Origin of the sequence: Stenotrophomonas sp. Br8 (genome assembly GCF_014763005.1) — a bacterium.
In the GTDB taxonomy this organism is placed as follows: domain Bacteria; phylum Pseudomonadota; class Gammaproteobacteria; order Xanthomonadales; family Xanthomonadaceae; genus Stenotrophomonas; species Stenotrophomonas lactitubi.
Window position 1 is genome coordinate 174343 of the sequence record NZ_JACGTN010000003.1, and the last position, 26073, is coordinate 200415.

The window sequence follows — 26073 nt, forward strand, 5'->3', positions numbered from 1 at the left end:
CGGCGCCGGCATCGGCCGCCGCCTCAGTAGGTGCGGCGCAGTTCCAGCGCGCCATCCGAGCGCGGCTGGCCAGCAATGGACCACCCCAGTTCCAGGGCGGAAAGCAGTTCGTGCGCGTCGCCTGCACGGAAGGTGCCGCTGACCGCGAGGTCGGCGATATCCGGGTCGGCGACCACCAGTGGCGTGCTGCCATAGCGGTTCATGCGTTCGACCACGGTGGCCAGGGGCGTGCCGTCGAACACCAGCTTGCCCTGCGGCCAGGCCTCGGCGGCGGCAGTTGAGGACAGCTGCGGGCCCGGTTGGATCTTCCCGGAGGCCAGGACCTGCAGCTGCTGGCCCGGCGAGAGGGTGTGCTGCGCGCTGCCACTGGTGACTTCCACTACGCCTTCCAGCAGCGCGACCTCGACCCGGCCGTCAGCCAGGCGCTCAACCTGGAAGGTAGTGCCGATATCGCGGATCGAACTGCCACCGGCCTGCACCCGCAGCGAGCGCGATGACGGTTCGACCTGCAGCTGGATGCGGCCCTGTTCCAGCGCCAGTTCGCGTTTGCGCCAGCCGAAGCGTGCGGTGAGCGTAGTGCCGGCGTCGAGCATGGCGATGCTGCCATCGGCCAGCGTGCGCTGCTGCGGCAGCAGGCTCGCGTTGGCATAGGTCAGGGGTGTGGGATTGCCATCGGTGTACAGCATCCAGCCCAGGCCAACGGCCAGGCATACGCCGGCAGCGGCGGCCACACTTGGCAGCCAACGACGCTGCGGCCTGCGTGCCGCGCGCGCGGCGGCGGTGCGCAGCCACGGGTCGCCGGCCAGGCCGGCACTGCGCTGGTGCAGCTTCTCGGCCTGCACCCATGCGCTGACGTGCGCGGGATCCTCGGCCAGCCAGTCCTCGAAGGATTGACGCTCTTCGGGGCTGCAGTCGGGGGCTTCCAGCCGGGCTACCCAGGCGCTTGCGTGTTCAAAAAGCAACGTGTCATCCCTGTTGTCGTTGCGGATCATTCGGTGTCTCCATCATTGTGGAGAGGATCGGGGCCCAGCTCCTTGCGCAGGCCCTGCAATGCACGGGCAATGTGTTTTTCCACGGTCTTGGCGGTGATGCCGCAATGCCGGGCGATCTGTGTATAGCTCATCCCGGTGATGCGGTTGAGCAGGTACACCTCGCGGGCACGTTCGGGAAGCTTGAACAGTGCCTGGCGCAGCAGGGCGAGCATCTGCCCGGATTCTGCCTGACGCAGCGGATCAGGAGAAGCACTGGCGGCTTCTTCGTTGCCGTCGCGTTCGGTCAGCGACAGGTGGTTGCGCGATTGCGGCGAGCGCCCGCGGTCTGCCAGGCGGTTGCGGGCGATGCGGTACAGCAGCAGCCGCAGTTCCTCGGTGTCGTGTGCGCGGTAGCGGATCAGGCGCTCCATGCAGTCCTGGGCGATGTCCTCGGCATCCTCGGGACCGACACCGCGGGCGCGCAGGAAAGCGCACAGCGGCGCGCGTTCCTCACGTACGAATGCAATGAAGACGTCCGGAATCCCAGGCAGTTCCGGCGCAGCACGGAGCAAAGGGGAGGGCACGGACAGGGGAGGACCTCGGACGACAATGACGGACGCGTCATCGAGTTTTACGCGACGGTGACCGGATGGGGAAGCCCGCATTTCTTCTGTATTTCCATTGTGAATGCATTCATCTTTTTTCTCGTCGCCGACTGGGGGCGTCTGCCCCGCTGCTGCGTTCTGCTTTCGACCCGCGTGGTGCGGGCGGAGAGAGAGAACGCAATGAAGCATTCGAAGTTGAGCATCGCCCTGGCGGGCCTGGTGGGTATCGCGACCCTGGGCCAGATGGATGACGTCATGGCAATGAATTATCACGTACAGGGCGATCGCGTCGTGCTCAGTGGCGGTGTCACCGTCGCCGACGTGGTCGCACTGCCGGCGTTGCTGGCCAAGGCACAGGCCGAAGGCCGTCCGATCCGCGAAGTCGTGCTGCGCACCTCCAATGGTGGCGCGCTGATCGCGGGTGAGTGGCTGCAGGCAGTGATCCGTACCAACGGCCTGAACACCATCGTGTCCGGCCACTGCATCTCGTCCTGCTCGATCATGCAGTCCGGTGGCGTCGAGCGTTACCTGGCCGGCGACCTGCCGCTGGTCGACTCGGTGCAGATCCACGCCGCCAGCAGCGGTGGCAAGGTGATCTATACGCCTTCGCCGCGGATGACCGAGATCTACACCGGCAACTACGGCGGCGGCATGGATGCCGGCCTGCTGCACAAGGCCATGTACGAGGTGGTGCAGCCCAACGGTCTGCTGGTGTTCCGCGATCCGGCCCGGACCACCGGCGCGTCGATCAGCTTCGATCCCGATGGCAGTGGCCGCAAGCTGGAGACCTTCCCGGGCCAGGACATCTACAGCAACAACATCATCACCGCCGCCGGTTACCGCGACCCGGGCGACACCCTGACGGTCACCGGCAATGTCAGCGGCGACATCAATCCGGGCTACCTGCGCACCGCACGCCAGCTGCAGGCGTTCGTCGACGACGACTTCTCGCGCTGGAACGATACCGACTTCGCCACCACGTACATCAACCAGGCCGTTTCCATCTACAACGAGGCTGCACGTGGTCCCAACGGCATCGGTCGCTTCTCGGTGCAGGACTTCCTCAGCGATCCGGGCTTCCAGGCCGACCTGCTGGCGAGCCTGCGCCTGTCGGAGCTGGATGCCTCCACGCTGGGCAATTCGGCCGGTGTGATCCGCGTGGCCAAGGGCGGCACCTGGCGTACCGCCGAGACCACCGGCGCCGATTTCATGCTGGTGGAGAACGGCACCATCGCCCTGGAAGGCGGCGCCCTGCGGACCCCGGAGCTGCGCGTGCTGGCGGCCGGCATGGTGGTCGGCCACGGTGACATCGCCTCGGTCGCCAACGACTCGGATGCGCTGTTCGCCGGCACCGGTCCGTCGTACCGCGAGGACGGCTTCAACCGCCTGCGCGTGTTCGGCACCCTGATGCCGCGTGGTGGTGACCTGGTCACCCACGGTTACGTCAACATCATGCCGGGCGGCAAGGTGCTGTTCGACGTCACCGAGGCGGGCGGCGCCAACAGTGGCCGCCTGCGCGTGGGCGACTTCTACGACAGCGGCGCCAACGAGGGCGCGTTGGTCATCTCGCCGGGCGCGCACCTTGAACTGAACGTGGCGCAGGGTTTCTACGCCGGCAACTACCAGCGCGAGCTGGTGAGCGGCCCGATCTTCCAGGGCTTCACCGATGCGGTGCGCCTGGGCGACACCGGCTATACCGCCAGCATCACCGGCGGCGAAGTATTCCGGCCGCGTCACAACTCGTTGCTGAGTTTCAACATCAACCAGACCGCCGAGGGCCTGTCGCTGACGGCGAACCCCGGCTTCGACCAGCTTGCGCAGCTCACCGGCAACAACGGTCTCGGCCGTGCGCTGGCAACCGCCGGCCAGCGCCAGGATGCCGGCCTGAAGCCGCTGCTGGGTGCATTGCAGTTTGCCGATCGCGATGTGATCGCACAGCAGGCCGGTGCACTGCGCGGTGATGGCCACGCCAGCCTGCGCCTGGCCGACAACGCGCTGGTTGGCAGCATCGGCAGCGTGGTGCAGCAGCACCAGGCCGCACGACGCAGCGGCAGCGGTGACGCCGGCGGCCTGGCGGCACAGGCCGCGCAGGCGGCTTCGGCGCAGCCCGGCATGGCCAATGGCAGCCTGTTCAACCAGTTGGCGATGCACCTGGTGGAGCCGGCGGGGGCGGGCGGTGGCAACACCAACTTCGGCGGCGAAGCACCACGCAACCACGGCCTCTGGGGCCGCGGCTTCGGCAGCCATGGCCGCATCGACGGTGAGGGCGGCGTGGCTGGCCTGAGCCATACCGTCGGCGGCATCGTGCTCGGTGCCGATACGCAGCTGGCCGATGACCGGGTGACCCTGGGCGTCAGCGTTGCCGCTGCGGACATGTCGACCAAGGGCCGCGATGGTTCCGGCTTCACCGGTGATGTGCGCGCGCTGGATGTGGGCGGCTACCTGGATGCCACCTACTCGCGTGGCTACCTCTCGGCCTCGGTGCGCTACACCGACCTGCGCCACGACACCCGCCGCAGTATCGAGGGCATCGATGGCCTGCAGGGCCCGCTGCGTGCCAAGTACAACAACGATGCGATCTCGGCCCGCCTGGAGCACGGCTTCTCGTTCACCACCGCCAAGGGTGTGGTGATCCAGCCGCTGCTGCCGGTGGTCGACTACGCGCGCACCTCGGCCACCCGTTTCAATGAAGGGCAGGGTGCCGGCGCGCTGGTCGGGCGTGGTGACAGCCTGGAAAGCATCCGCGTCGGCGCGGGCCTGCAGTTGTTCAAGACCTTCGAAGGCAACAACGGCGAGCGCATCACCCCGCGCGCGCGCGTGGTCTGGCAGAAGGAACTGGGCGACACCCAGGCCCGTTACAGCACCGGCTTCGCCGCTGCGCCGGACCTGGTGTTCGGTGCCAGCAGCCAGACCGTGGGCGAGCAGGTGCTGGCCTGGAATCTGGGCGTGACCAGCCGCGCCAGCGATCGCCTGTCGGTGATGGTCGACTACGTGGGCGAGCGCCGCGACGGCCAGCTGCAGAACGGCGTGATGCTGGGCCTGGGCTACACGTTCTAAGGCAGTACCGGCACCGGCGGCAGTCACGCCGCCGGTGCCATCCCCATCGATGTGCGGGTGCGCTATGGTCGTGGCGGATTTCCGCGCAGACCTTGCCATGCAGATCGCCGTTTTCAGTGCCCGTCCCTACGATCGCCGCTTTCTGGAGGAAGCCAATCTGCGCGAAGGGGCAGGGCAGCCGTTCCAGTTCGTGTACTTCGATGCCGCGCTGGACGTGCACACCGCCGCACTGGCACAGGACTGCGCCGCCGTCTGCGTGTTCGTCAATGACAGGCTTGATGCGCCGGTGCTGCAGGCCCTGCATGCGCTGGGCGTACGCGCAGTGCTGCTGCGCTGCGCCGGTTTCAACAATGTGGACCTGGCCGAGGCCGCGCATCTGGGCCTGTTCGTCGCCCGCGTGCCGGCCTACTCGCCCGAAGCCGTCGCCGAGCATGCACTGGCGCTGGTGATGACCCTCAACCGGCAGACCCATCGCGCCTACAACCGCGTGCGTGAGGGCAACTTCATGCTTGATGGCCTGCTCGGCCGCACCCTGCATGGCAAAACCGTGGGCATCATCGGTACCGGCAAAATCGGGCTGGCCACCGCGCGCATCTTTCGCGGCATGGGTTGCACCGTGCTGGGGCACGATCCGTATCCATCGCCCGCCTTCGCAGAGATCGGCGCGATGGTTGAACTGGACGAGCTGCTGTCGCGCTCGGACATCGTCTCGCTGCATTGCCCGCTGACACCCGATACCCAGCACCTGATCGACGATGCCTCGCTGGCGCGGATGAAGCCCGGCGCGATGCTGGTCAACACCTCGCGTGGCGGCCTGGTCGATACCCATGCGGTGATCCGCGCGCTGAAGTCGCGCCGGCTGGGCCACCTGGCCATCGACGTCTACGAGCAGGAAAGCGCCTTGTTCTTCCAGGACCTGTCCGGCGAGATCATCGACGATGAGGCCTTCCAGCGGTTGATGACCTTCCCCAACGTGCTGGTGACCGGCCACCAGGGCTTCTTCACCGTGGAGGCGCTGCAGGAGATCTCGGCGATCACGCTGGGCAACCTGGCCGATTTCGCGGCGGGGCGGGACTGCGGCAACCGGGTGATGGCGGGCTGAGGGGCTGGGTGGGCGGGCGTTTGGCGGCAATCGTCACGACCGGATTGACCGCAGGGGTAGGCCGACCGTAAAATTGCCAGCTTCGCCGGAATAGCTCAGTTGGTAGAGCGGCGCATTCGTAATGCGTAGGTCGTAGGTTCGATTCCTATTTCCGGCACCAGTTTCAGCAAAAGCCCCGGCCTTGGTCGGGGTTTTTTGTTTGGGCGGCACGGCCATTGGTAGTGCCGGCCGCTGGCCGGCTGGTTCAGTAGTGCCAGCCCATGGCTGGCAGTCATGAGCTTCCGGTAGCTGTTCAATCCCTCGCGAGGCATCGCCCTCGGCTTCGCTGGTGCTTATAGTCAAGCGTCTTGTCCAACTCAGAATGGCCCTTTTGGCTTCAGCCCTGGAGTTGGATTCCGAAGACCTCCTTGTTGTCATGAATGCCGAACCTTGCTTCGAGGCTCTTTCAAGGAGCGTAAAAGACCCTGCAAAGGTCGCCGAGCAGGTCGGTGGCAGGACTGCTTACAGCGGAAAGATGCGAAGGTAGTCCTGAATGGTGAGGGGAAGGTCATAACTGCCATTCCAAGAAGCAGCGATGGGTTGAGAGACCCGAAGGTGAAGTGAAATGAAGCGGTCTATCTCGTCCCGTCTGCATTCTCTGCTGGCTGAAATCGCAGCGAAGCACAGCTTTCACTTGCCTGAAGAAGGCATCAAGCACCTTGTCAAACAGGACCGCGAGTCGCTGATCGGTGCATTAGCGCAGGAGTTTTCGGAGACCGGTTTGGGATCTGACGATGAGCCTAATCAACGAGGCGTCGAGATCGAAGAGATCATCGATTTCGTTGGCGCTATCGCTGATCAGACTGATGCGTCCAGCGACTAGGCAATGGTTTATTTGGAGCCGTAGGCGGCTGGTCGTAGGTTCGATTCCTGTTTCCGGCACCAGTTTCAGCAAATGCCCCGGTCTCGGTCGGGGCTTTTTGTTTGGCCGGCACGCCTCCCCGTCAGACCTCGCCCCCTGGACCTCCAGCTCCCCCTATAATCGGCCGCGCAGATCACCTGCACCGGTTCACCCGCACGGAGGCTTCCCATCATGTCCATTGCCGCAATCCCCGATGTTTCGCTGGTCGACAACAGTGAGCAGCGCACGCCGCTGATCCTGGTGTTGGACTGCTCCGGCAGCATGGGCGGTGGCCCCATCGAGCAGTTGAACGCGGGCCTGAAGCTGTTGGAGCAGGAGCTGAAGGCCGATGTGATCGCGGCCAAGCGCGTGCGCGTGCTGCTGGTCGAGTACGGTGGCATGGACAACGCCGCCATCAGCGGTGACTGGTGCGACGCGATGGATTTCGCCGCGCCCACGCTGTCGGCCAACGGCACCACGCCGACTGGCGCGGCGGTGGAACTGGCGCTGCAGGAAATCGAAGACGAGAAGGCGCGCTTCCGCCAGGCTGGCGTCGCCTACACCCGGCCGTGGCTGTTCCTTATGTCCGACGGCCAGCCCACCGATGCCTGGGAAGCGGTGGCCGAGCAGTGTCGCGATGCCGAGCAGCAGAACAAGGTGGCGGTGTTCCCGATCGCCGTCGGCAATGCCGACATGAGCGTGCTGGGCCAGTTCAGCCGTAATGGCGAGCGCGGCGTGAAGCGCCTGCAGGGCCTGCAGTTCAAGGAGCTGTTCCTGTGGCTGAGCGCGAGCATGCGGGTGGTCTCCAATTCGACGCCCGGCGGGCAGGTGCAACTGCCAGCCACCGACAGCTGGTCACAAGTGCCGGTCTGACCATGGCCTGGCGCGTGATGGCCGCATCGGCCACGGGACGGTCCCATCTGGACCGCGGGCAGCCCTGCCAGGACGCCTATGCGTCGGTGCAGGTGGGGCAGACATTGGTCGCGGTGGTCTGCGACGGTGCAGGCTCCGCATCGCACAGCGATGTGGGCGCCCGGCATGTATCCAGCAGCGTGGCGGCGTCGGTTACCGGATCTGCCCAGCTCGGTGCCGATCCACTGGCACTGCCGGTGGATGCGTTGCGCGCCATCATCGAAACCGCCGTCGACGATGCGCGCGGTCAGCTGGCGATGCTTGCGCTGAGCCAGGGCCTGAAGCTCTCCGACCATGCCTGCACGCTGGTAGGGGCTGTCGCCACGCGCGATGGCGGCTGGTTCTTCCATGTCGGCGACGGCGTCGCCGCCTGTGCCTTCAGCAATGAGTCGCCCGATGCGGTATCGCTGCCCGCCAACGGCGAGTACGCCAACGAAACGTGGTTCGTGACCGGTGGCAACTGGCGCGAGCAGCTGCGGCTGACCCGCTTCGAAGGGGCGATCGACGCGCTGGTGCTGATGTCCGATGGCGTGCAGCCGTTTGCGATGTCGCGCGCGGGCGACAGCCTGTTCCAACCGTTCATCGCACCGGTGATCCGTTATCTGGCCGGCGTCGATGAGACCCACGGCAGCCAGGCGTTGCACGCGACGCTGGCCGACCCGCGCACCGATCAGATCACCGGCGACGACAAGACGTTGCTGGTCGCGCTGCCGGCCTGAGCACATGCCCGGGCGCAGCGGCGAACAGGTCTACGACACACAGCGCAGGCCGCTGACCCTGGAGCGGCTGCTCAAGAGTGGCGGCGCGGGCAGTGTGTTCACCCTCAAGGAGCGGCCGCGCGAAGTAGCCAAGCTGTATCACTCGGACAAGGACGCGCGCGTCTACGAGCGCAAGCTGCAGGCGATGCTGGAGCTGCAGCCGGACCTGCCGTCGATGGAGGGGCAGGGGGCCGACCAGGTGCAGATTGCCTGGCCGTTGACCCTGCTGCGGGACCGCAGTGGGCGCTTCATCGGCTTCACCATGCCGATCCTGGATCTGTCGGCCACCAGCGATCTGGAACATGTGCTGCAGGAGCGGCAAGCGCGTGCCGAGGGCCTGCCTACCGGCTTGGGGTCGAAGATGACGCTGGCGGCCAACCTGGCGGTGATGCTGGCTGCGCTGCACCGGCGGCAGCACTATGTGGTCGACCTCAAGCCGCTGAACGTGCGGTTCTATCGCAGCACCTTGTTCATCGCGATGCTCGATTGCGATGGTTTCAGCATCCAGGGCAAGGGCGAGCGTTTCCCGGCCGGGCAGGTCACCACCGACTATCTGGCGCCTGAGTTCCAGCAGCCGGGGGTGAAGCCGGGCCAGGAGGAGGCGCAGGATCGCTTCGCGCTGGCGGTGATGGTGTTCCAGCTGCTTAATTCCGGCCTGCATCCGTATGCGGGCAGGCCGCAGGGGGCGACGGTGCCCAGCGACCTGCCGGCGCGCATCGCCGCCAACCTGTACCCGTATGCGCGCGGCAAACCGCATCCGCGGATGTTGCCCTCGCCGGTCAGTGGGCATGAGATGTTCCCGCCGGCACTGCGCGACATGTTTGATCGTGCGTTTTCGACGCAGGCGCGGCGGCGGCCTTCGGCGCAGGAATGGGCCACGCTGCTGCTGGACTACGCGCGGCGCAACGCCGGGCAATTGGTGACGTGTGGCAAGGATGCGGCCCACCAGCATTTTGTCGGCATGCCGTGTGCTGCCTGCGCCCGCGTCGAACTGCTGGCCGGCAGCGCACGCGCGGCGCAGACCCGCTCGCGGCAGAAACCGGCCAAGGCCCGCAAGCAGCGCGGACGTACTGCCGCGCGCGGTAACCAGGCGCAGCCGGTGGCCGCACAGGCGTCGGCTGCAAGCGGCGTTCCCGGGGTGATGTCGCGGGTGACGATGGCGGTGATCGGCACGTTGTTGCTGGGTTGGGTGATGGGCTGGGGCATGCCGGCCTACCGCCGCTACAGCGCGCTGGTGGATCCGAGCATCTGGGATGGCGTGGGGCTGGCCGTGCAGATGGCCATGCTGGCAATCGCGATCCTGCTGTTCATCCTGTTCGTGCCGATGCTGATCATGAGCAAGCGTCCATGAAGCTGCTGGGTGTACTGGCCGTGCTGCTGCTGGCCCTGCTCGGGATGGCGCCGTTCTGGGGCGACCTCGGCGTGCTGGTCTACGGCTCGATCGGCTGGCTCGGACGGCTGCTGTCGAGCGGCGCGTTGAGCGACGGCAGGGCGGCACTGCGTGCTGCGTTGCTGATCGGCGGTGCGGTGTCGGTGCTGTCGTTCCTGCGCGTAGCGGTGCAGGACCGGGCCGTGGACTATCTGATCGCGTCGGTGATGTTCGGCTTCCTCTCGTTCGTCATCTTTGTTGTCACCGGCATTTCCGGGGATGGGGCTGCGGGCGCAGGGAGCATGCAGGGAGCGCGCTCGGTCGTGGTCGGGGAGGATCGCACGACGGTTCCGCGCTGGTATTCGCGCGGTCATTTCGAGCGGGAAATGCTCAACAAGGTGCACGAAACCGCACGTGCCGCTGCCCGTGGCGATCTGCCGCGCACGCAGGCGCTGATGCAGGAGCTGGATCTGTGGGCGCGCAATGGTCCAGCGCTGCGCGAAGACCGCACGGAGTACGAGCGCTTGCGTGCGGCGTACAACGAGACGATCGAGACCCTTGCCGCCCGGTCCGGCCGCCGTACGCAAAGAACGGGAGGCCTGGCCAGCGACGCGGGCGCGATGGTGGATCGGCTTACCGCCGAGGAAGCGCGCGAGCTGGAACTGAAGCAGATCGAGTTGCTGCAGCAGATGTGGAAACTCTCGCCGTCGAGCACGACGGTAGCGATGCGCCTGCTGGCGACGGATCTGCAGGAGCTGGCGATCCGCTCACGTTGGTCGCCACGCAAGCCATTCGACCGAGAGGGCGACGCGGCACTGGAAGAGCGCCTGTGGCGCGTCCACGGCACGCAGGAGGTGTTGTTCGCCTATGCACCGCTGGAGGAGCGCCTGTGGAATGCCTACGCGTCGACGATGGTCGACACGGACGAAGAGCTCGCGCTGGGTGCGCTGGTGATCGCCGGGCTGATCGACCGCAGCGACAAGACCGCCTCGGCTGATCCTGCCCGGTTCGACGTGAATACACTGCTGCTTGGCAGCGACGTGTTCATGCTCTCGACGCTGCTGGCCAGTGCGTCCGAAGACCGCATGGAGATCCTGAAGGCGCGCGCGACGCTGCTGTTGGGCGATGACGACCGGCAGGCGGCGGCAAGCAAAGGCGAGACGCCGGACGCCTCCGGCACTGCTGCAGACCCGCCGGGCCCGGTGGTCTCGGAGCCCTCACCACCGGCAACCTCGAAAGTTGACACCGCCAGGCAGGCGCAACGCGCGATGCCGCCAGCGGGGATGCTGGTCGATCGCAAGGGCCTGGCGCTGCGTACGTCGCCACTGCTGCCACCGCCGTCGCCACCGGCCGAGTATGGACAGGTGCTGGTCGACCTGCCCGCCGCCGGGTTCAAGGACCTGCGCCACGGCATCCCGCTGCGCGCGCCTGTGCAGGCCGACAGCACGGTCATCCTGCAGGTGGATGTCTGGCAGAGCGGCGTGGTTACTTCGGTGCTGATTGAAAGCAGCAGTGGCAACGCCGTGCTGGATGAGGCCGCGCGGCAGGGCGCGCGCACCTGGCACAGTGCGTCGAAGGTGCTCACGGGCGGCGAGCGCAGGCAGGTGACGGTCATGTTCAAAGCGCCTGTGGCTGCCGCACCACCGCCGGTGACCGTGGACGCACCATCGCCGATCGCCATGAGCCCGCCGCCGCCCCAGCTGAACCCCGAACAGGCGCTGGGCGCGCAGCTGGCGGCGATGGCGCGCCGGCAGCCGCCGCGTTATCCGCGTGGTGACGGGGAGACGGCGCCGGAGGGCAGCGTCGAGCTGCTGATCACTCTGTCAGCCGAGGGCCGCGTTCTCGATGTGAGCGTGGACCGCAGCAGCGGGCACCCTGCGCTGGATCGCGCCGCCCGTGACGCTGCGCTGAAATGGCACGTCACTCCCACACGGCCGGTGACCACGGTCAAGCAGATCATCCTGCGTGTGCCGGTGCGGTTCCAGGGCGGATAGCGGGGGCATGGCACGGGTCGGAGGCAGTGGCCGCTTCATCGACTGGCTTCGTTCGCAGGTCCCTTCAGTTCCACCGTGTTGCCGTCCGGATCCTTGAAGTACAACGACAAGCCATCGCCCTCTGCGCCGAAGTTGACCTCGGCCGGCCCCAGTACCGGCACGCCGTGGGCAGCAAGGTGGGCGACCAGCGCGGTTTCGTCGAAGGGCTCGACGCGCAGGCAGAGGTGGTCGACGTTGCGACCTTCGCTGCCCGGCCCGCTACCGCCGTGGCGACCGAGCGTGCCGTCCAGACTGATCAGATCGATCATCGACGCACCCGCACGCAGGTGCACCAGGCCCAGGTGCTCGCGCTGCCGCACCGCCACGCACCCCAACACCTGGGCATAGAAGGCTTCGCTGCGGGCCAGCTCGCGCACCCGCAGCACCACATGGTCGATGCGTTCAACGCTGAAGGGTCTGTCCATGCCGGGTTCCTCGAAGAAAGGGAGCTCAAAACTTGCTGAACCTGTTCAGTGGACTTTGCCGAACGAGGGGCCTCGTCGTCGCCGAGACCGATGCTACGCTGCCGTCCCCGCGCGTTCTGCCCGCCACAATGGCGCGGTGCGACAACGTGTCGCAGCCAGATCCGGGCCTTTCCTGCGCCTGATCATTGTCAATGCCTTTCTTAAATGGTGGGTGACGGCCTAAAATTGAAAGGCTGACTCGACCCCACCTTACCTGCCTGTCTTCTGGACGGGTGGGCCCGGCTTTGGCCGGTGCGGGCAGGACGGGGAACGGCATTCCCTCGCAATTGGATCGACCGATGATTCCGTTGAAAACCCTTGGGCGCTGGTTGCGCCCGGGCTTGCTGCTCGCATTGCTGGTGATGCTCACCGGCTGCGATGCCGTGGCCATCCTCAGTCCGAAGGGCCAGATCGGCCAGGATGAAAAGACACTGCTGATCACGGCCACCGTGCTCATGCTGCTGGTCGTCATCCCGGTCATCATCATGACCCTGACCTTCGCGTGGAAGTATCGCGCCTCCAACACCAAGGCCCGTTACGAGCCGAAGTGGTCCCACTCGACGGCGATCGAGGTGGTGGTGTGGTCGATCCCCTGCATGATCGTGCTGGTCCTGGCGGTGCTGACCTGGCGGTCCTCGCACGCGCTGGATCCGTACAAGCCCCTGGAATCGGACGTCAAGCCGGTCACCATCCAGGCGATCTCGCTGGACTGGAAGTGGCTGTTCATCTATCCGGAAGAGAAGATCGCGGTCGTCAACGAGATCAAGTTCCCGGTCAACACCCCGCTGAACTTCGAGATCACCTCCGATACGGTGATGAATGCGTTCTTCATCCCGCACCTGGGCAGCATGATCTATTCGATGGCGGCGATGGAGACCAAGCTTCACCTGATCGCCAACGAACTGGGTGAATTCCCGGGCATGTCCTCGCACTACAGCGGTGCAGGCTTCGCCAAGATGCATTTCACTGCCTACTCGGTCACCGATGCGCAGTACCGCCAGTGGCTGGACCAGGTCCGTGCCGGCGAGCAGACCCTGGACAAGACCACGTTCAAGGCGCTGGGCGAAGCGAAGAATTCCGAGTGGTACCCGGTCACCTACTTCGGCAAGGTTGAAGAAAGCCTGTTCGATTGGGTCATCGCCAAGCACATGGGCGACAACAAGCACTACGGCATGAAGCATTCCCACGCCGGTGCCGCTGCTGCCGACGCTGCCAGCCATGAAGCGCACGAGGGCCATGCCCCGAGCGAGGCCCACGATTCCAAGGAATCCGGTGAGAACCTGGATGCCACCGAACACGAACACGCAGGCCATGCCGGCCACGCGGGTTCGGGAGAATGAACATGTTGGGAAAACTCTCTCTTGAGTCGATCCCCCACGATCCGATCGTGCTGACCACCCTGGTCGGCGCGATCCTTGGTGGCCTGGGCGTCGTCGCCCTGATCACCAAGTTCAAGCTGTGGGGCTATCTGTGGAAGGAGTGGTTCACCTCGGTGGATCACAAGAAGATCGGCGTGATGTACATCATCGTCGCCTTCGTCATGCTGCTGCGCGGTTTCTCCGACGCGATCATGATGCGTACCCAGCAGGCCATCGCCGTCGGCGGGTCCGAGGGCTACCTGCCGCCGCACCACTACGACCAGATCTTCACCGCCCACGGCGTGATCATGATCTTCTTCGTGGCGATGCCGCTGATCACCGGCCTGATGAACCTGGCCGTGCCGCTGCAGATCGGTGCGCGCGACGTCGCGTTCCCGTTCGTCAACTCGCTCAGCTTCTGGCTGTTCGTGTCCGGTGCGGTGCTGATCATGCTGTCGCTGTGGATCGGTGAATTCGCCGCCACCGGCTGGTTGGCCTTCCCGCCATTGTCGGGCATCGAGTACAGCAACAATGTAGGTATGGACTACTACATATGGGGACTACAGGTGGCGGGTCTGGGTACCACGTTGAGTGGTATCAACTTCTTCATCACCATCCTCAAGATGCGCACCCCGAGCATGAAGCTCATGCAGATGCCGGTCTTCACCTGGACCGCGCTGGTGACCAACGTGCTGATCGTCGCCGCCTTCCCGGTGTTGACCATCACCCTGGTGCTGCTGACCCTGGACCGTTACCTGGGTACGCACTTCTTCACCAATGACGGTGGCGGCAACGCCATGCTGTACATCAACCTGATCTGGATCTGGGGTCACCCGGAAGTCTATATCCTGGTGCTGCCGGCCTTCGGCGTGTTCTCCGAGGTCATCGCGACCTTCTCGCGCAAGGCCCTGTTCGGCTACAAGGGCATGGTCTACGCCACCGCCTGCATCGGCGTGCTGTCGTTCATCGTGTGGCTGCACCACTTCTTCACCATGGGTTCGGGTGCCAACGTCAATGCCTTCTTCGGCATCACGACGATGATCATCTCCATCCCCACCGGCGTGAAGATCTTCAACTGGCTGTTCACCATGTTCCGCGGTCGCGTGCAGTTCACCACGCCCGTGCTGTGGACCATCGGCTTCATGGTCACCTTCACCATCGGCGGCATGACCGGCGTGATGCTGGCGATCCCGGCCATCGACTTCGTGCTGCACAACAGCCTGTTCCTGATCGCCCACTTCCACAACGTCATCATCGGCGGCGTGGTGTTCGGCATGTTCGCCGGCATCACCTACTGGTGGCCGAAGATGTTCGGCTTCCGCCTCAACGAGTTCTGGGGCAAGTGCGCGTTCTGGTGCTGGTTCATCGGCTTCTATGTGACCTTCATGCCGATGTACGTGCTGGGCTTCATGGGCATGACCCGTCGTCTGCAGAGCACCGTCAACCCGGCCTACGAGCCGTTCCTGCTGGTTGCCGCTGTTGGCGCCTTCATCGTGGGTGCCGGCATCCTGTGCCAGATCATCCAGGTGGCCGTGTCGATCCGCGACCGCAAGAAGACTGCCGACCTGACCGGCGACCCGTGGGATGCCCGTACGCTGGAGTGGGAAACCTCTTCGCCGCCGGCCTTCTACAACTTCGGCACCTTGCCGGAAGTCACCGAGCTGGACGATTTCTGGGAGCGCAAGCAGCGTGGTGAGGCCTGGCCGAAGCCGGCCAAGTACACCGACATCCACATGCCGCGCAACACCGGCACCGGCGTTGTCATCGGCGCCTTCAGCATGGTGTTCGGCTTTGCGATGATCTGGCACATCTGGTGGCTGGCCATCATCGGCTTCGTCGGCATGATCGCCACGTTCATCTACCGCACCTTCGACCAGGACGTGGACTACTGGGTCCCGGCTGCCGAGGTGGAACGCATCGAGAACGAACACCGCAAGCACCTGGAAGCCCAGGGCCTGGTGAAGTCGGAGCTGAAGGCATGAGCACCAATACCTCCACCGTGAACCACGGGCACGCCGCACACGCGGCGGCCCATGGCCATGACGACCACGAGCACCACGACACCGGCGGCAACACCGTCTTCGGTTTCTGGGTGTACCTGATGAGCGACTGCCTCATCTTCGCCTCGCTGTTTGCCACCTACGTGGTGTTGGCCGGCGGCACCGATGGTGGCCCCGGCGCGAAGGACCTGTTCGAGCTGCCGTTCGTGGCGTGGGAAACCGCGCTGCTGCTGACCTCGTCGCTGACCTTCGGCCTGGGCATGATCGCCATGCACCGCAAGCAGGTCGGTCAGATGTTCCTGTGGCTGGGCATCACCTGGCTGCTGGGCTTCGGCTTCATGTGCATGGAAGTCTATGAGTTCCAGCACCTGATCCATCAGGGTTACGGTCCGGACCGCAGTGCCTTCCTGTCGGCGTTCTTCGCCCTGGTCGGTACCCACGGCCTGCACGTCAGCGCCGGCCTGCTGTGGCTGCTGGTGATGTTCGTGCAGCTGAAGAAGTACGGCCTGACCCCGACCAACAAGACCCGCATGGCGTGCCTGAGCCTGTTCTGGCACTTCCTGGACCTGATCTGGATCGGCGTGTTCTCCGTCGTCTACCTCAATGGAGCGCTGTAATGGCACATGACAACCATGCACACGACCACGCCGCCGGCGGCGAAAGCCATGGCACCGTGAAGTCGTACCTGATCGGCTTCGTGCTGGCGGTGGTGCTGACCGTCATCCCGTTCTACATGGTGATGTCGGGTGATTTCTCGCGCACCGTCAACGGTGTGGTGATCGCCATCACCGCGGTGCTGCAGATGCTGGTCCACCTGGTGTTCTTCCTGCACCTGGACCGCTCGTCGGAGAGCCGCTGGAACGTCAACGCTGCGGCCTTCACCGTGGTGGTGATCGGCATCATCGTGGTCGGTACCCTGTGGGTCATGCACAACATGAACGTGCACATGATGCACTGACGTCTTTGCGACGTTGCCACGCAGAAAGGCCGCCTCCGGGCGGCCTTTCTGTTTTTCCGTTGTCCGGTAGTGCCGGCCGCTGGCCGGCAGCCAGTAGATCCACGCCATGCGTGGATGCAGTTGCCTCTCAACCCACCTTGCGCAGGAACTCCTCGGCGTCCATCGGCCGTCCAAGGTGATAGCCCTGCAGCTGGTCGCAGCCCAGCTCACTCAGGTAATCGCGCTGCGCCTGGGTCTCCACGCCCTCGGCCACCACCTGCAGCTGCAGGGTGCGGCCCAGCGCGATGATCGAGGACACGATGGCCGCATCCTCGTCGTTGCGTTCGAGGTCATGCACGAACGCCCGGTCGATCTTCAGCTCGGTGGCCGGCATGCGCTTGAGGTACAGCAGGCTGGAATAGCCGGTGCCGAAGTCGTCGATGGCGATGTGTACGCCCATCGCGGTCAGATCGTTGAGGATCGCCAGGCTGGCTTCGACATCCTTCATGGCGGTGGTTTCGGTGATCTCCAGGGTCAGCCGCGCCGGGTCGATGCGATGCCGTTCCAGCACCGACCGCACGCTGTCCAACAGGGCCGGCGAGGCGAACTGCAGCGGCGACAGGTTTACCGCCATCGTCCAGTCGCTGTGCCCGCCGTCATGCCAGGCGCGCAGCTGCGCGCACGCCTGGTCGAGCACCCAGTCGCCGATCGGCAGGATCAGGCCGCTGCGCTCGGCGATGGGAATGAACACGTCCGGTGCCAGCAGGCCCAGTTCCGGGTGCTGCCAGCGCAGCAGCGCCTCGGCGCCGGTGGCCGGTGCATCGGCCGCCGGGAATTTCGGCTGGTAGTGCAGCAGCAGTTCGTTGCGCGCGATCGCCTTGCGCAGGTCCTGCAGCAGGCGCAGCTGGCGGTTGGCACTGAGCTGCATTGAAGGGATGAAGAAGGTGTAGCCGTTCCGTCCGGTTTCCTTGGTGTGGTACATCGCCGCATCGGCATGTGCCATCAACTCGCGTTCGTCGCCGGCATCGTCCGGATACAGGGCAATGCCCAGGCTGGCGGTGACCTGCAGTTCCGCCGCATCCAGCACGAAAGGTTCGCTGGCCGCCGCGATCACCCGCTCGGCGACCACCGCCGCATCGTCAGGCGCATCGATGGCCAGCACGATCACGAACTCGTCGCCACCGAGGCGGGCGAGGGTGTCCTGCGGCCGCAGCTGCGCCCCCACGCGTTGGGCCACCGCGACCAGCAGGCGATCACCCAGCTGGTGGCCATAGGCATCGTTGACGGCCTTGAAGCCATCCAGGTCGCAGAACATCACCGCCACCGACTGCTGGCGGCGTTGCGCCTTCTCGATGGCCTGCTCGATCCGATCCTGCAGCAGCATGCGGTTCGGCAGCTGGGTCAGTGGATCGTGCAGTGCCGCCTGGATCAGCTTGTCATTGGCGTGGGCCAGGGAGTCGGCCAGCAGACCGGTGCGCACGCGCATCTGGCGGTCGAACAACGAGGCAACCAACGCGATGCCCAGCGTGGCCAGCGTGGTCACGATCACCAGCACGGCCAGCCAGCGGGGATCGATGCCGCCGCTGCCGACCGCGCCGCAGACGCTGCCTGCCGGGAAGCGTGCGGCGGCCATGCCGGTGTAATGCATGCCGACGATGGCCAGGCCCATCACCAGTGATGCCAGTATCCGCAGGCGCACCGTGTTGCGTTGCTCGACGCGCAGCCGGAAGGCGATCCACAGCGCTGCACCGGCGGCGCCGATGGCCACCGCGATCGATGCGGCAAACCAGCCCGGGTGGTAGTCGATGCCCGGCTGCATCCGCATCGCGGCCATGCCCAGGTAGTGCATGGCCGCGATACCCAGTCCCATCAGCACCGCACCGGCGGCCAGGCGCTGCAGCGGCAGGCTGGGCCGCGACACCAGCCACAGCGCATAGGCCGATGCGCCGATCGACACGGCCAGCGAATACAGGGTGATCGCCAGGTCGTAACCGACTGGAATCGGCAGCTTGAACGCCAGCATCGCGATGAAGTGCATCGACCAGATGCCCAGGCCCATCGCGGCGGCACCGCCGGCCAGCCACCAGCGTGCGACCCGGCCCTCGGCCGTGGCCAGGCGGCCGGCCATGTCGAGCGCGGTATACGATGCCAGCATGGCCACCAGCAGCGAGATGGCGACCAGGCTCTGACTGTAACTACCAGTCATGTTGAATCCAGAGGAGAAGGGAGGGGCGCCCGCAAGGCGCACGCCCGCCACCGCTATCGGCACCGGCGGGTGGGACTTGAGTGGTCGCAGCACGTGCGACCCGGCTCGGCTATCCTGCCACGCTCGTTGCCCCTGCAGGAAATCTCCGATGGCCAAAGCCCGCACCGCGTATGTCTGCAATGAATGCGGCGCCGAATACAGCAAGTGGCAAGGCCAGTGCACCGAGTGCAACGCCTGGAACGCGCTGTCGGAAATCGTCCTTGAGAGCGCGACGGCGGCCAAGGCGCCCGCCTCACGGCGTGCCGGCTGGGCGGGCAAGATCGACCCGCCAAAGATCACCGCACTGAAGGACGTGGCGCAGACCGAGCACAACCGGGTCAGCACCGGCATCGGTGAATTCGACCGCGTGCTCGGCGGCGGCCTGGTCGAGGGCGCGGTGGTGCTGGTCGGGGGCGACCCGGGCATCGGCAAGTCCACCCTGCTGCTGCAGGCCGTGGCCAAGATGGCCGCGGTGCTGCCGGTGCTCTACGTCACCGGTGAAGAATCACTGGCCCAGGTGGCCGGTCGGGCGCACCGGCTGGAGCTGCCGCTGGAGGGCGTCAACGCGCTGGCCGAGACCGGTGTCGAATCCATCCTGCAGCACGCCACCAAGAGTGGGCCGCGGCTGATCGTGGCCGATTCGGTACAGACGCTCTGGACCGAGACGCTGACTGCCGCGCCCGGTTCGGTCAGCCAGGTACGTGAGAGCGCTGCGCGGCTGGTGCGCTTCGCCAAGGAAACCGGAACCGCGGTGTTCCTGGTCGGCCATGTGACCAAGGAAGGCGGCATCGCCGGCCCGCGGGTGCTGGAACACATGGTCGATGCCGTGCTGTATTTCGAAGGCGAGAGCGGCAGCCGCTTCCGCCTGCTGCGCGCCTTCAAGAACCGCTTCGGTGCGGTCAACGAACTGGGCGTGTTCGCGATGGGCGACAAGGGCCTGAAGGAAGTCTCCAACCCGTCGGCGATCTTCCTGTCCGGTGCCAGCACGCACCAGCCGGGCAGCTGCGTGATGGTCACCCGCGAGGGCACCCGGCCGTTGCTGGTGGAAGTGCAGGCGCTGGTCGACGCATCGCCGCTGTCCAATCCGCGCCGCGTGGCGGTGGGCCTGGAGCAGAACCGCCTGGCCATGCTGCTGGCGGTGCTGCATCGGCATGGCGGCGTGCTGGTCGGCGACCAGGACGTGTTCGTGAACGTTGTTGGTGGCATCCGCGTGCAGGAGACCGCCGCCGACCTGCCGGTGCTGCTGGCGGTGCTGTCCTCGCTGCAGGACCGTCCGCTGGCCGAGAAGACCATCGCGTTCGGTGAAGTCGGCCTGTCCGGTGAGATCCGGCCGGTACCCAACGGCGAGGACCGCCTGCGCGAGGCGGCGACCCACGGCTTCAAGCGCGCCATCGTGCCCAAGGCCAATGCGCCCAAGGGCGGCTCGGTGAAGGGGATGGAAGTGATCGCGGTCGAACGCCTGTCCGAGGCCATCGACGCGGCGTGATGCCGGTACTGTAGAGCCGAGCCGATGCTCGGCTGCTTTTCCGGCAAAGGGCAGCCGAGCGTGGGCTCGGCTCTACAAACGTCACATGCGGCAACGGTCAGCCTGCCTGTGCTAGTTTTCCCGGCTCGACGAAGGCGCCCCCTGGCGCCTTTCCGTGGCAAGGAGTAATCGATTACATGCAGGACCCGATGTTCAGCACCCCCACCGCCGAAATCCGCCGCGCCGGGGTCGATCTCAATGGACTGATGACGGTGCTGGGCAAGCACCTGTACTCCACCCCGATGGTGGCGCTGCGCGAGCTGGTGCAGAACGCGCACGATTCGATCATCCGTCGCCGTATCGAGCAGCCCGGCATCCAGAATGTGTCGCGCATCGACGTGCAGGTCGATGTCGCCGCCGGCGTGCTGCGCATCACCGACACCGGTGCCGGCCTGACCCGGCAGGAAATCCACGATTACCTGGCCACGGTCGGGGTCGGTTACACCCGCGGCCTGCGCCAGGACGGCGAGGACAATGAAGGCCTGATCGGCATGTTCGGCCTGGGGTTCCTGTCGGCCTTCGTGCTGGCGCGCCGTGTCAGCGTGCGTACCACCTCCTACCAGTCACCCGAGCTGGGCCACCTGTACGTGTCCAGCAATGCCGAGCAGTACACCGTCAGCGAAGTGCCGGCACGCGCGATCGGCACCGAGGTCGAGCTGGAGCTGCATCCGGACTTCCTGCCGCTGGCCAACGAAGCGCGCCTGCACGAGGTGCTGGGCCGCTACTGCGCGCTGCTGTCCGAGCCGATCTTCATCGGTGCGGCGACCGCCGCGATCAATCCCGAACCGCCGCCGTGGCGCGGGCAGGGGGACGTCGCGCTGCATCCGGTGCAGGCACGCCGCCAGGCGCAGCAGTTCGCGGCCCGCTTCGAACACGATTTCGAGCCCATCGTGACGATGCCGCTGCAGTCCGATGGCAGCAGTGACGCCATCGGCATGCTCTGGGTGCAGGACGGTGCCACCTACGGCACCAGCGACAACCGCAATCTGTCGGTGTTCGTGCGCGGCATGCTGCTGGACGACGACGCGCGCGACCTGCTGCCGCCGTGGGCCGGCTTCATCGGCGGGGTGATCGAATCGTCGAAGCTGACCCCGACCGCCAGCCGCGAGGACCTGCAGCGCGATGACCACTATCGCGCCGTGCAGCACGCCCTGCTGGAAGCGCTGATCGATGGCCTGGCCGACGTTGCGCGGCAGCAGCCCGAAGCCTGGCGACGCGTGCTCAGCCGCCACAACGAAGCCCTGCTGGGCGCGGCGCTGTGCGATGAGCGCCTGTTCGACCTGCTGCTGGAACACGTGCGCGTGCCGACCTCGCAGGGTGACCTGCCGGCCAGCGCGTTGCCGGCGCGCGGCGCCGTGCATGTGATCCTCGACAACGGTGGCGGCTTCGAGGAAATGCTGTTCCGTGCGATGGGCGTGCCGGTCGCGCATGGCCATCGCTATGCCGTGGTGCCTTTCCTGCGCCGCTGGGCCCAGGCCAAGGGCCTGCGCCTGGTCGAACTCGGTACCGAGCAGGGCAATCGAGCGCTGTTCCGCACCGACGACAGCCTTGACGATACGCAGTTGGCCTGGCTGCGCGAACACCTGGGCGACGGCGAACAATTGCTGCCGGCGCATTTCAGCCCCGAGGCGCTGCCGGTGGTGGTGGTGCCCGACCGCGAAGCCGAACTGAAGCAACGCCTGGAAGACGACGAGAACGACAAGCGCGTATCGATGGCCGCATTGCGGCTGGCGCGCCAGTTCACCGCGCGCATCGAGGCACGTGCACCGTCGCGGCTCTACCTCAACCTGGACAATCCGGCGGTGCAGGCCTTGCTGCAGGCCCAGCGCGATGGCCACCCGCAGGCCGCGTCTGCCGCGCGCCTGCTGCGCTCGCTGAAGATCATCGTGTCCGCGCAGGGCCGGCCGTTGCAGCGCACTGCGGCGACGCCGGGCCCCGATCTCAATAGTGCATTTACCGATATTGCCGGTGCCCTGCAGCAGATGCTGCGCTGAGCACCGCCCCCTCTCATCCAGCCTTCGCTAGACAGGAGCATTACCCCCATGGATATCTGGAACTGGGTCGAAAAACTGCAGGAAGACCTGCGCCAGGCCGGGCAGGCACAGAACGCCCACCTGCTGACCCGCCTTGCCGATGAAGTCAGTGAACTGCAGGTCGACCGCGTCGATGCGTTGCTTCCCGAAGCGCGCGCGCTGGGCAAGGCGCTGGACAACCCCTGGGTCGACGTCTACGTCGGCCATTGGGCGCTGCGCAACCGCGTCGGCAACCGCGTGGAAGGTGAAAGCGCGCTGGGCGAGTCAGTAGCGCTGTTCGAACGCGCACACCGTGCCGATACCCTGGACTGCCCGCAGTCGATCTGCGTCACCCAGGATCTTGCCGCCTGCTACGGCAACATCGATGGTCCGGGCTGGGTGCCCGAGCGCATCGAGGTCTGCGACGAGACGCTGGGACGCATCGACCCGAGCTGGGCCTGCTTCCAGTGCCTGAGCTGCGAGAAGGCCGACGCGCTGCTGGACGACGGCCGCGGCCAGGACGCGCTGGATTACCTGCAGGTGCAGGCGGCGGCGATCCAGGCGCGTGGCAAGGAAGTGTTCGACAGCTTCCCGGAAATGCAGATCAAGATCCTGCTGGCCAGCGGCCGCGCGGCGGAGGCGCTGGCGTTGATCGAGCAGCGTGAGGCCGAGGTGGCCGCTGCAGGCGAGTACGAGCCTGCCAACTGCACCGTGCCGCGCCGGCTGTCCAAGGCCTGGGCGCTGGCCCAGCTGGGGCGTGATGAAGAGGCGCTGCAGCAGCTGGTGCCCTGGAGCGAGCTCACACCGAACCACTGGCGGCTGTGGGCCAATACCGCGTCAACGCTGTGCAGTCGTGATGGCGAACGCAACACCTGGGATCTGGGCACGCGCTTCAACACCATCATCGAGCACTTCGCCACTGTTGGCGCGCATCGCCTGGTGATCGAGATCGCTGCATTGAGCCTGGAACTGGCCCTGCAGCGCGGAGCGCGCTGGGTGGCGCAGCGCCAGCTGGGCCTGGCCCGCACCCATCTGGCGCAACTGCGGCAGGACCGTGGCGCTGCCGCGCTGGTGGCGGGCTTGGCGGCACGGATCGAGGCGCTGCCGGAGACGGCACCGCTACCGGTGCCTGCTGATGAACTGCTGGCGTGGCTGCAAGTGCAGGGCGAACAGAACCAGTCGCGCGATCCCGAGCGTGAAGCGCAGTGGCTGCTGCAGGCGCACGCCGAGCGGCCGGATGACGGCGCATTGGCCGAGGTCGCCGCGTCGGCGCTGCATGCCTGTGGCGCGAAGAGCGAAGCGCAGGCACTGCTGTGGGACTTCGTGCGCGGCCACGCGCAGGAAGATGGTGCAGCGGCCTACACGCTGATGCGTTGGCTGGCCGAGCAGGGCGATGATGACGGCCTGCGCAGGCTGGCCGCGACCTACCGCGACAGCGTGCCTGTGTTCGCGCACTGGTGCGAGGTACAGCGTGCACGGCGCGCGTCCGACTGGCCGACGCTGGAGCAGGCCGCGCAGGCGTTGCTGGCGTTGTCGCCGGGCTCGAACGGTGCACGCGGGACGCTTGCCCGGATGTACATGGAGACCGGCCGCTTCAGCGAGGCGCAGGCCTGCTATGCGCAGCTGGTGGAACTGCTGGAAGAGCCAAACGCCGCGCACTGGGACCACATGAGTGCGGCCAGCGCGGCGCGCGACTGGGATGCGGTGCGCCGCTCGGCAGCAGCGATCGGCATGGAACTGTCCAGCCAGCAGGGTGTGGTCGAAGAGCCGTGGGGCTGGGTGATCATCCGCAGTGAAGAAGGCGGCGAGCCGATGGAGTACTACGCCCGCCGCAGCGGCCCGGTGACCGCGCGCATCGTCGAGAACGCACCGGCCAACCGTGCGCAGCAGGTGGGTGACTGGGTGGTGTTCGACGCCGGCCTGGTGCACCCGGCACCAGAAGACGAAGCGGAGCGCGAGCACTTCATTCCGACCTATGCGCAGGTGCATGTGCTGGAGCGGGGTGGTTTCGCACGCAGCTGGCTGGTCGACGGCGCGCACCCCGGTGAAGATGCATGGAACGCCTTCGTGGAAGCCGCCGAGGCACAGGGCTGGCAGGTGTGGTCGCACAGCCGTGCGGACTACACCGTGACCGATCCGGACGCGGAAGACGGCACGCTGCCGGGTCTGCTGTTCACTGTCGCCCAGCCGCAGGATCACGCGCCGCTGGCACTGCATCGTTTCCTGCAGCAGGCTACGGCGGATTGGGCGCACCCGCACTGCTGGCTGCGCCTGGCCGAGGCCTGCGACCAGGACCGCCAGCCGCACCTGGATGCGATCGAGCGGTACGGGCTGTAATCTCTGCTGCGCTGCGGGCTCGCCGGGCACGGCCCGGCGCTACGCCTACGTGTTGCCGGTAGTGCCGGCCGCTGGCCGGCAACCCCATGAGATCCTGTGTTGCCGGCCAGCGGCCGGCACTACCTCAAGGAGAAATACATGCGAAAGACAGGGATGTTGGTGATCGTCAGCCTGCTGTTGGCCCCCGCCGTGCAGGCTGCGCCTGCCTGCCAGCAACCGGCCGACGTAGCACGGGCCTTCTTCGAAGCGACCACCGGCAAGGGCGATCTGCTGCAGCCGCCGCAGGCACTGGTCAGCGCGGCATTTGCCAAGTCGCTGCACGCCGAGCGTGCCTGCCAGATGCGCGAAGAGGGCATCTGCACGATCGATTCCGATCCGTGGCTGGACGCGCAGGACGGGGATATCGACGGCCCCGTGCGCTACAGCTGGAAGCAGGCGTCAGCCACGGCGGGCCAGGTCGAGATGCGCTACTCGGTTTGGAACAAGGCCTACGTGACGAGGTTGCCGATGGTGCGCAAGGGCGAGGGCTGCTGGCAGGTCGATGACATCCTCACCAACAGTGGCCGCTCGGTGCGCAGGATCCTGGCCCAGCCGGTGCCCTGAGCATCTGGGGCATCCACGCATGGCGTGGATCTACTGTGCTCCGATTGCCGGCCGGCGGCCGGCACGCCTCTATCGCGAATGCCCGAACACCAGTTCGATCACGAACTGGCTGCCGAAGAACGCCAGCAGCAGCAACAGCATCGCCGTCAGCGTCCAGTGCACCGCCTTCGTGCCGCGCCAGCCGTAGCGACGGCGGCCGATCAGCAGCACGCCGAACACGATCCACGACAGCACGCTCAGCACCGTCTTGTGCACCAGCTTCTGCGCCAGCAGGTCGTCGACGAACAGCACGCCGGTGACGAGGGTCAGGGTCAGCAGGGCGAAGCCGACGGTGATCACCCGGAACAGCAGCGATTCAAGGTCGGCCATCGGCGGCAGCGCACGCAGCCACGGACGGAATTCACGGCGACGCAGCGCCCGTTCCTGCAGCCACAGCATGATCGCCAGCAGCGCTGCGATGCTCAACGTGGCGTAGGCCAGCAGCGCCAACCAGGCGTGGCTGGCCAGACGCCAGCCCAGCAGCTTGCTCGGTTCGTGGCCGTAGCTGTGATAGACCACCAGCAGCAGCGCGGCCAGCGGGAACACCACCACGCCCAACGTGGACATGCGCCCGCGCGCGCCCACCAGCGAGGTCAGCCAGGCCATGCCCAGACCCACCAGCGACAGCGCGGCGAAGAAGTGCATGTCCGGTCCGCCGGTCGTGCGCATCGCCACCAGCACGTGGTAGCCGCCATGCAGCAGCATCGCCGGCAGCGCAGGCCACAGCCACACAGGCGAGGTCACCCCGTCGTTGCGACCAAGGGCGCGCACCAGCAGGGCGCTGGCGGCCAGGTAGAGCAGGACGGCGATGAGAACGATTGTCATCGTTGAAGTTTCGCATACCCCCGGGGTGCTGGCGACGGGCC

20 protein-coding genes and 1 tRNA gene are annotated in these 26073 nt (G+C 66.3%); 16 read left to right on the forward strand and 5 right to left on the reverse strand.

The annotated features are described in order from the left end of the window. Positions 1 to 23: 23 nt before the first annotated feature. On the reverse strand, positions 24 to 992 hold the full coding sequence (locus H3005_RS02145) for a FecR domain-containing protein (protein ID WP_100551865.1): 969 nt from the start codon (positions 990 to 992) through the stop codon (positions 24 to 26). Next, the gene (locus H3005_RS02150) at positions 989 to 1513 is read right to left on the reverse strand and encodes a sigma-70 family RNA polymerase sigma factor (protein WP_099821119.1); all 525 of its coding nucleotides are present in this window, start codon (positions 1511 to 1513) and stop codon (positions 989 to 991) included. The genes H3005_RS02145 and H3005_RS02150 overlap by 4 nt, the downstream gene beginning before the upstream one ends. Positions 1514 to 1756: 243 nt before the next feature. On the opposite strand from H3005_RS02150, the gene H3005_RS02155 reads away from it, so the two are divergent. The 8 genes from H3005_RS02155 to H3005_RS02190 all read left to right on the forward strand — a co-directional run bounded on the left by H3005_RS02155 (position 1757) and on the right by H3005_RS02190 (position 11648). Then, positions 1757 to 4633 (forward strand): autotransporter domain-containing protein, encoded by a 2877-nt coding sequence (locus H3005_RS02155; protein WP_100551866.1) that lies wholly within the window; start codon positions 1757 to 1759, stop codon positions 4631 to 4633. Between the two features lie 97 nt (positions 4634 to 4730). Next, entirely contained in the window at positions 4731 to 5735 is a 1005-nt protein-coding gene (locus H3005_RS02160; RefSeq protein ID WP_100554067.1) for a 2-hydroxyacid dehydrogenase, read from the forward strand. A gap of 84 nt (positions 5736 to 5819) precedes the next feature. After that, a tRNA-Thr gene (locus tag H3005_RS02165) sits at positions 5820 to 5895 on the forward strand. 444 nt (positions 5896 to 6339) lie between these two features. After that, on the forward strand, positions 6340 to 6597 hold the full coding sequence (locus H3005_RS02170) for a hypothetical protein (RefSeq protein ID WP_100551867.1): 258 nt from the start codon (positions 6340 to 6342) through the stop codon (positions 6595 to 6597). Positions 6598 to 6807: 210 nt separating this feature from the next. Then, positions 6808 to 7488, forward strand: a complete 681-nt coding sequence (locus H3005_RS02175; protein WP_100551868.1) for a VWA domain-containing protein — start codon at positions 6808 to 6810, stop codon at positions 7486 to 7488. A 2-nt stretch (positions 7489 to 7490) separates the two neighbouring features. Next, positions 7491 to 8246: a PP2C family serine/threonine-protein phosphatase gene (locus H3005_RS02180; protein WP_133120039.1), complete on the forward strand. Its 756-nt coding sequence runs from the start codon at positions 7491 to 7493 to the stop codon at positions 8244 to 8246. A 4-nt stretch (positions 8247 to 8250) separates the two neighbouring features. Continuing rightward, complete coding sequence (locus H3005_RS02185; RefSeq protein WP_100551869.1) at positions 8251 to 9636, forward strand: DNA-binding protein; 1386 nt, start codon at positions 8251 to 8253, stop codon at positions 9634 to 9636. Then, on the forward strand, positions 9633 to 11648 hold the full coding sequence (locus tag H3005_RS02190) for an energy transducer TonB (RefSeq protein ID WP_100551870.1): 2016 nt from the start codon (positions 9633 to 9635) through the stop codon (positions 11646 to 11648). The genes H3005_RS02185 and H3005_RS02190 overlap by 4 nt, the downstream gene beginning before the upstream one ends. A gap of 35 nt (positions 11649 to 11683) precedes the next feature. Here the strand turns inward: H3005_RS02190 and H3005_RS02195 are convergent, their stop codons facing one another. Then, on the reverse strand, positions 11684 to 12112 hold the full coding sequence (locus H3005_RS02195; RefSeq protein ID WP_100551871.1) for a VOC family protein: 429 nt from the start codon (positions 12110 to 12112) through the stop codon (positions 11684 to 11686). A gap of 338 nt (positions 12113 to 12450) precedes the next feature. Between H3005_RS02195 and cyoA the strand changes: the two genes are divergently transcribed. From cyoA to cyoD, 4 genes are read left to right on the forward strand one after another with little or no spacing between them, the layout of a single operon-like run. After that, positions 12451 to 13491: a ubiquinol oxidase subunit II gene (cyoA, locus tag H3005_RS02200; protein ID WP_100551872.1), complete on the forward strand. Its 1041-nt coding sequence runs from the start codon at positions 12451 to 12453 to the stop codon at positions 13489 to 13491. A gap of 2 nt (positions 13492 to 13493) precedes the next feature. Continuing rightward, a complete protein-coding gene (gene cyoB / locus H3005_RS02205) occupies positions 13494 to 15491 on the forward strand; it encodes a cytochrome o ubiquinol oxidase subunit I (protein ID WP_089239620.1) in 1998 nt (665 codons plus the stop codon). Beyond that, a complete protein-coding gene (gene cyoC, locus H3005_RS02210; RefSeq protein WP_099821051.1) occupies positions 15488 to 16126 on the forward strand; it encodes a cytochrome o ubiquinol oxidase subunit III in 639 nt (212 codons plus the stop codon). The genes cyoB and cyoC overlap by 4 nt, the downstream gene beginning before the upstream one ends. After that, positions 16126 to 16467, forward strand: a complete 342-nt coding sequence (cyoD, locus tag H3005_RS02215; protein WP_025873831.1) for a cytochrome o ubiquinol oxidase subunit IV — start codon at positions 16126 to 16128, stop codon at positions 16465 to 16467. Before cyoC ends, cyoD begins: the two co-directional genes overlap by 1 nt. 127 nt (positions 16468 to 16594) lie before the next feature. On the opposite strand, the gene H3005_RS02220 is transcribed toward cyoD, so the two are convergent. Further along, positions 16595 to 18652, reverse strand: coding sequence for a bifunctional diguanylate cyclase/phosphodiesterase (locus H3005_RS02220; RefSeq protein WP_180163997.1), 2058 nt, complete (start codon positions 18650 to 18652; stop codon positions 16595 to 16597). A gap of 148 nt (positions 18653 to 18800) precedes the next feature. On the opposite strand from H3005_RS02220, the gene radA reads away from it, so the two are divergent. The 4 genes from radA (at position 18801) to H3005_RS02240 (ending at position 25168) form a co-directional block, all read left to right on the forward strand. Then, on the forward strand, positions 18801 to 20177 hold the full coding sequence (gene radA, locus H3005_RS02225; protein WP_100551874.1) for a DNA repair protein RadA: 1377 nt from the start codon (positions 18801 to 18803) through the stop codon (positions 20175 to 20177). A 176-nt stretch (positions 20178 to 20353) separates the two neighbouring features. Next, positions 20354 to 22210 carry an ATP-binding protein gene (locus H3005_RS02230; protein ID WP_191077501.1) on the forward strand — a complete coding sequence of 619 codons (1857 nt, stop codon included), beginning with the start codon at positions 20354 to 20356 and terminating at the stop codon, positions 22208 to 22210. A gap of 48 nt (positions 22211 to 22258) precedes the next feature. Continuing rightward, the gene (locus tag H3005_RS02235; protein ID WP_100551876.1) at positions 22259 to 24565 is read left to right on the forward strand and encodes a tetratricopeptide repeat protein; all 2307 of its coding nucleotides are present in this window, start codon (positions 22259 to 22261) and stop codon (positions 24563 to 24565) included. A 138-nt stretch (positions 24566 to 24703) separates the two neighbouring features. Further along, positions 24704 to 25168 (forward strand): hypothetical protein, encoded by a 465-nt coding sequence (locus H3005_RS02240; protein WP_100551877.1) that lies wholly within the window; start codon positions 24704 to 24706, stop codon positions 25166 to 25168. 69 nt (positions 25169 to 25237) lie between these two features. On the opposite strand, the gene ccsA is transcribed toward H3005_RS02240, so the two are convergent. Continuing rightward, positions 25238 to 26032, reverse strand: coding sequence for a cytochrome c biogenesis protein CcsA (gene ccsA / locus H3005_RS02245; RefSeq protein ID WP_089239634.1), 795 nt, complete (start codon positions 26030 to 26032; stop codon positions 25238 to 25240). Between the last annotated feature and the right edge of the window lie 41 nt (positions 26033 to 26073).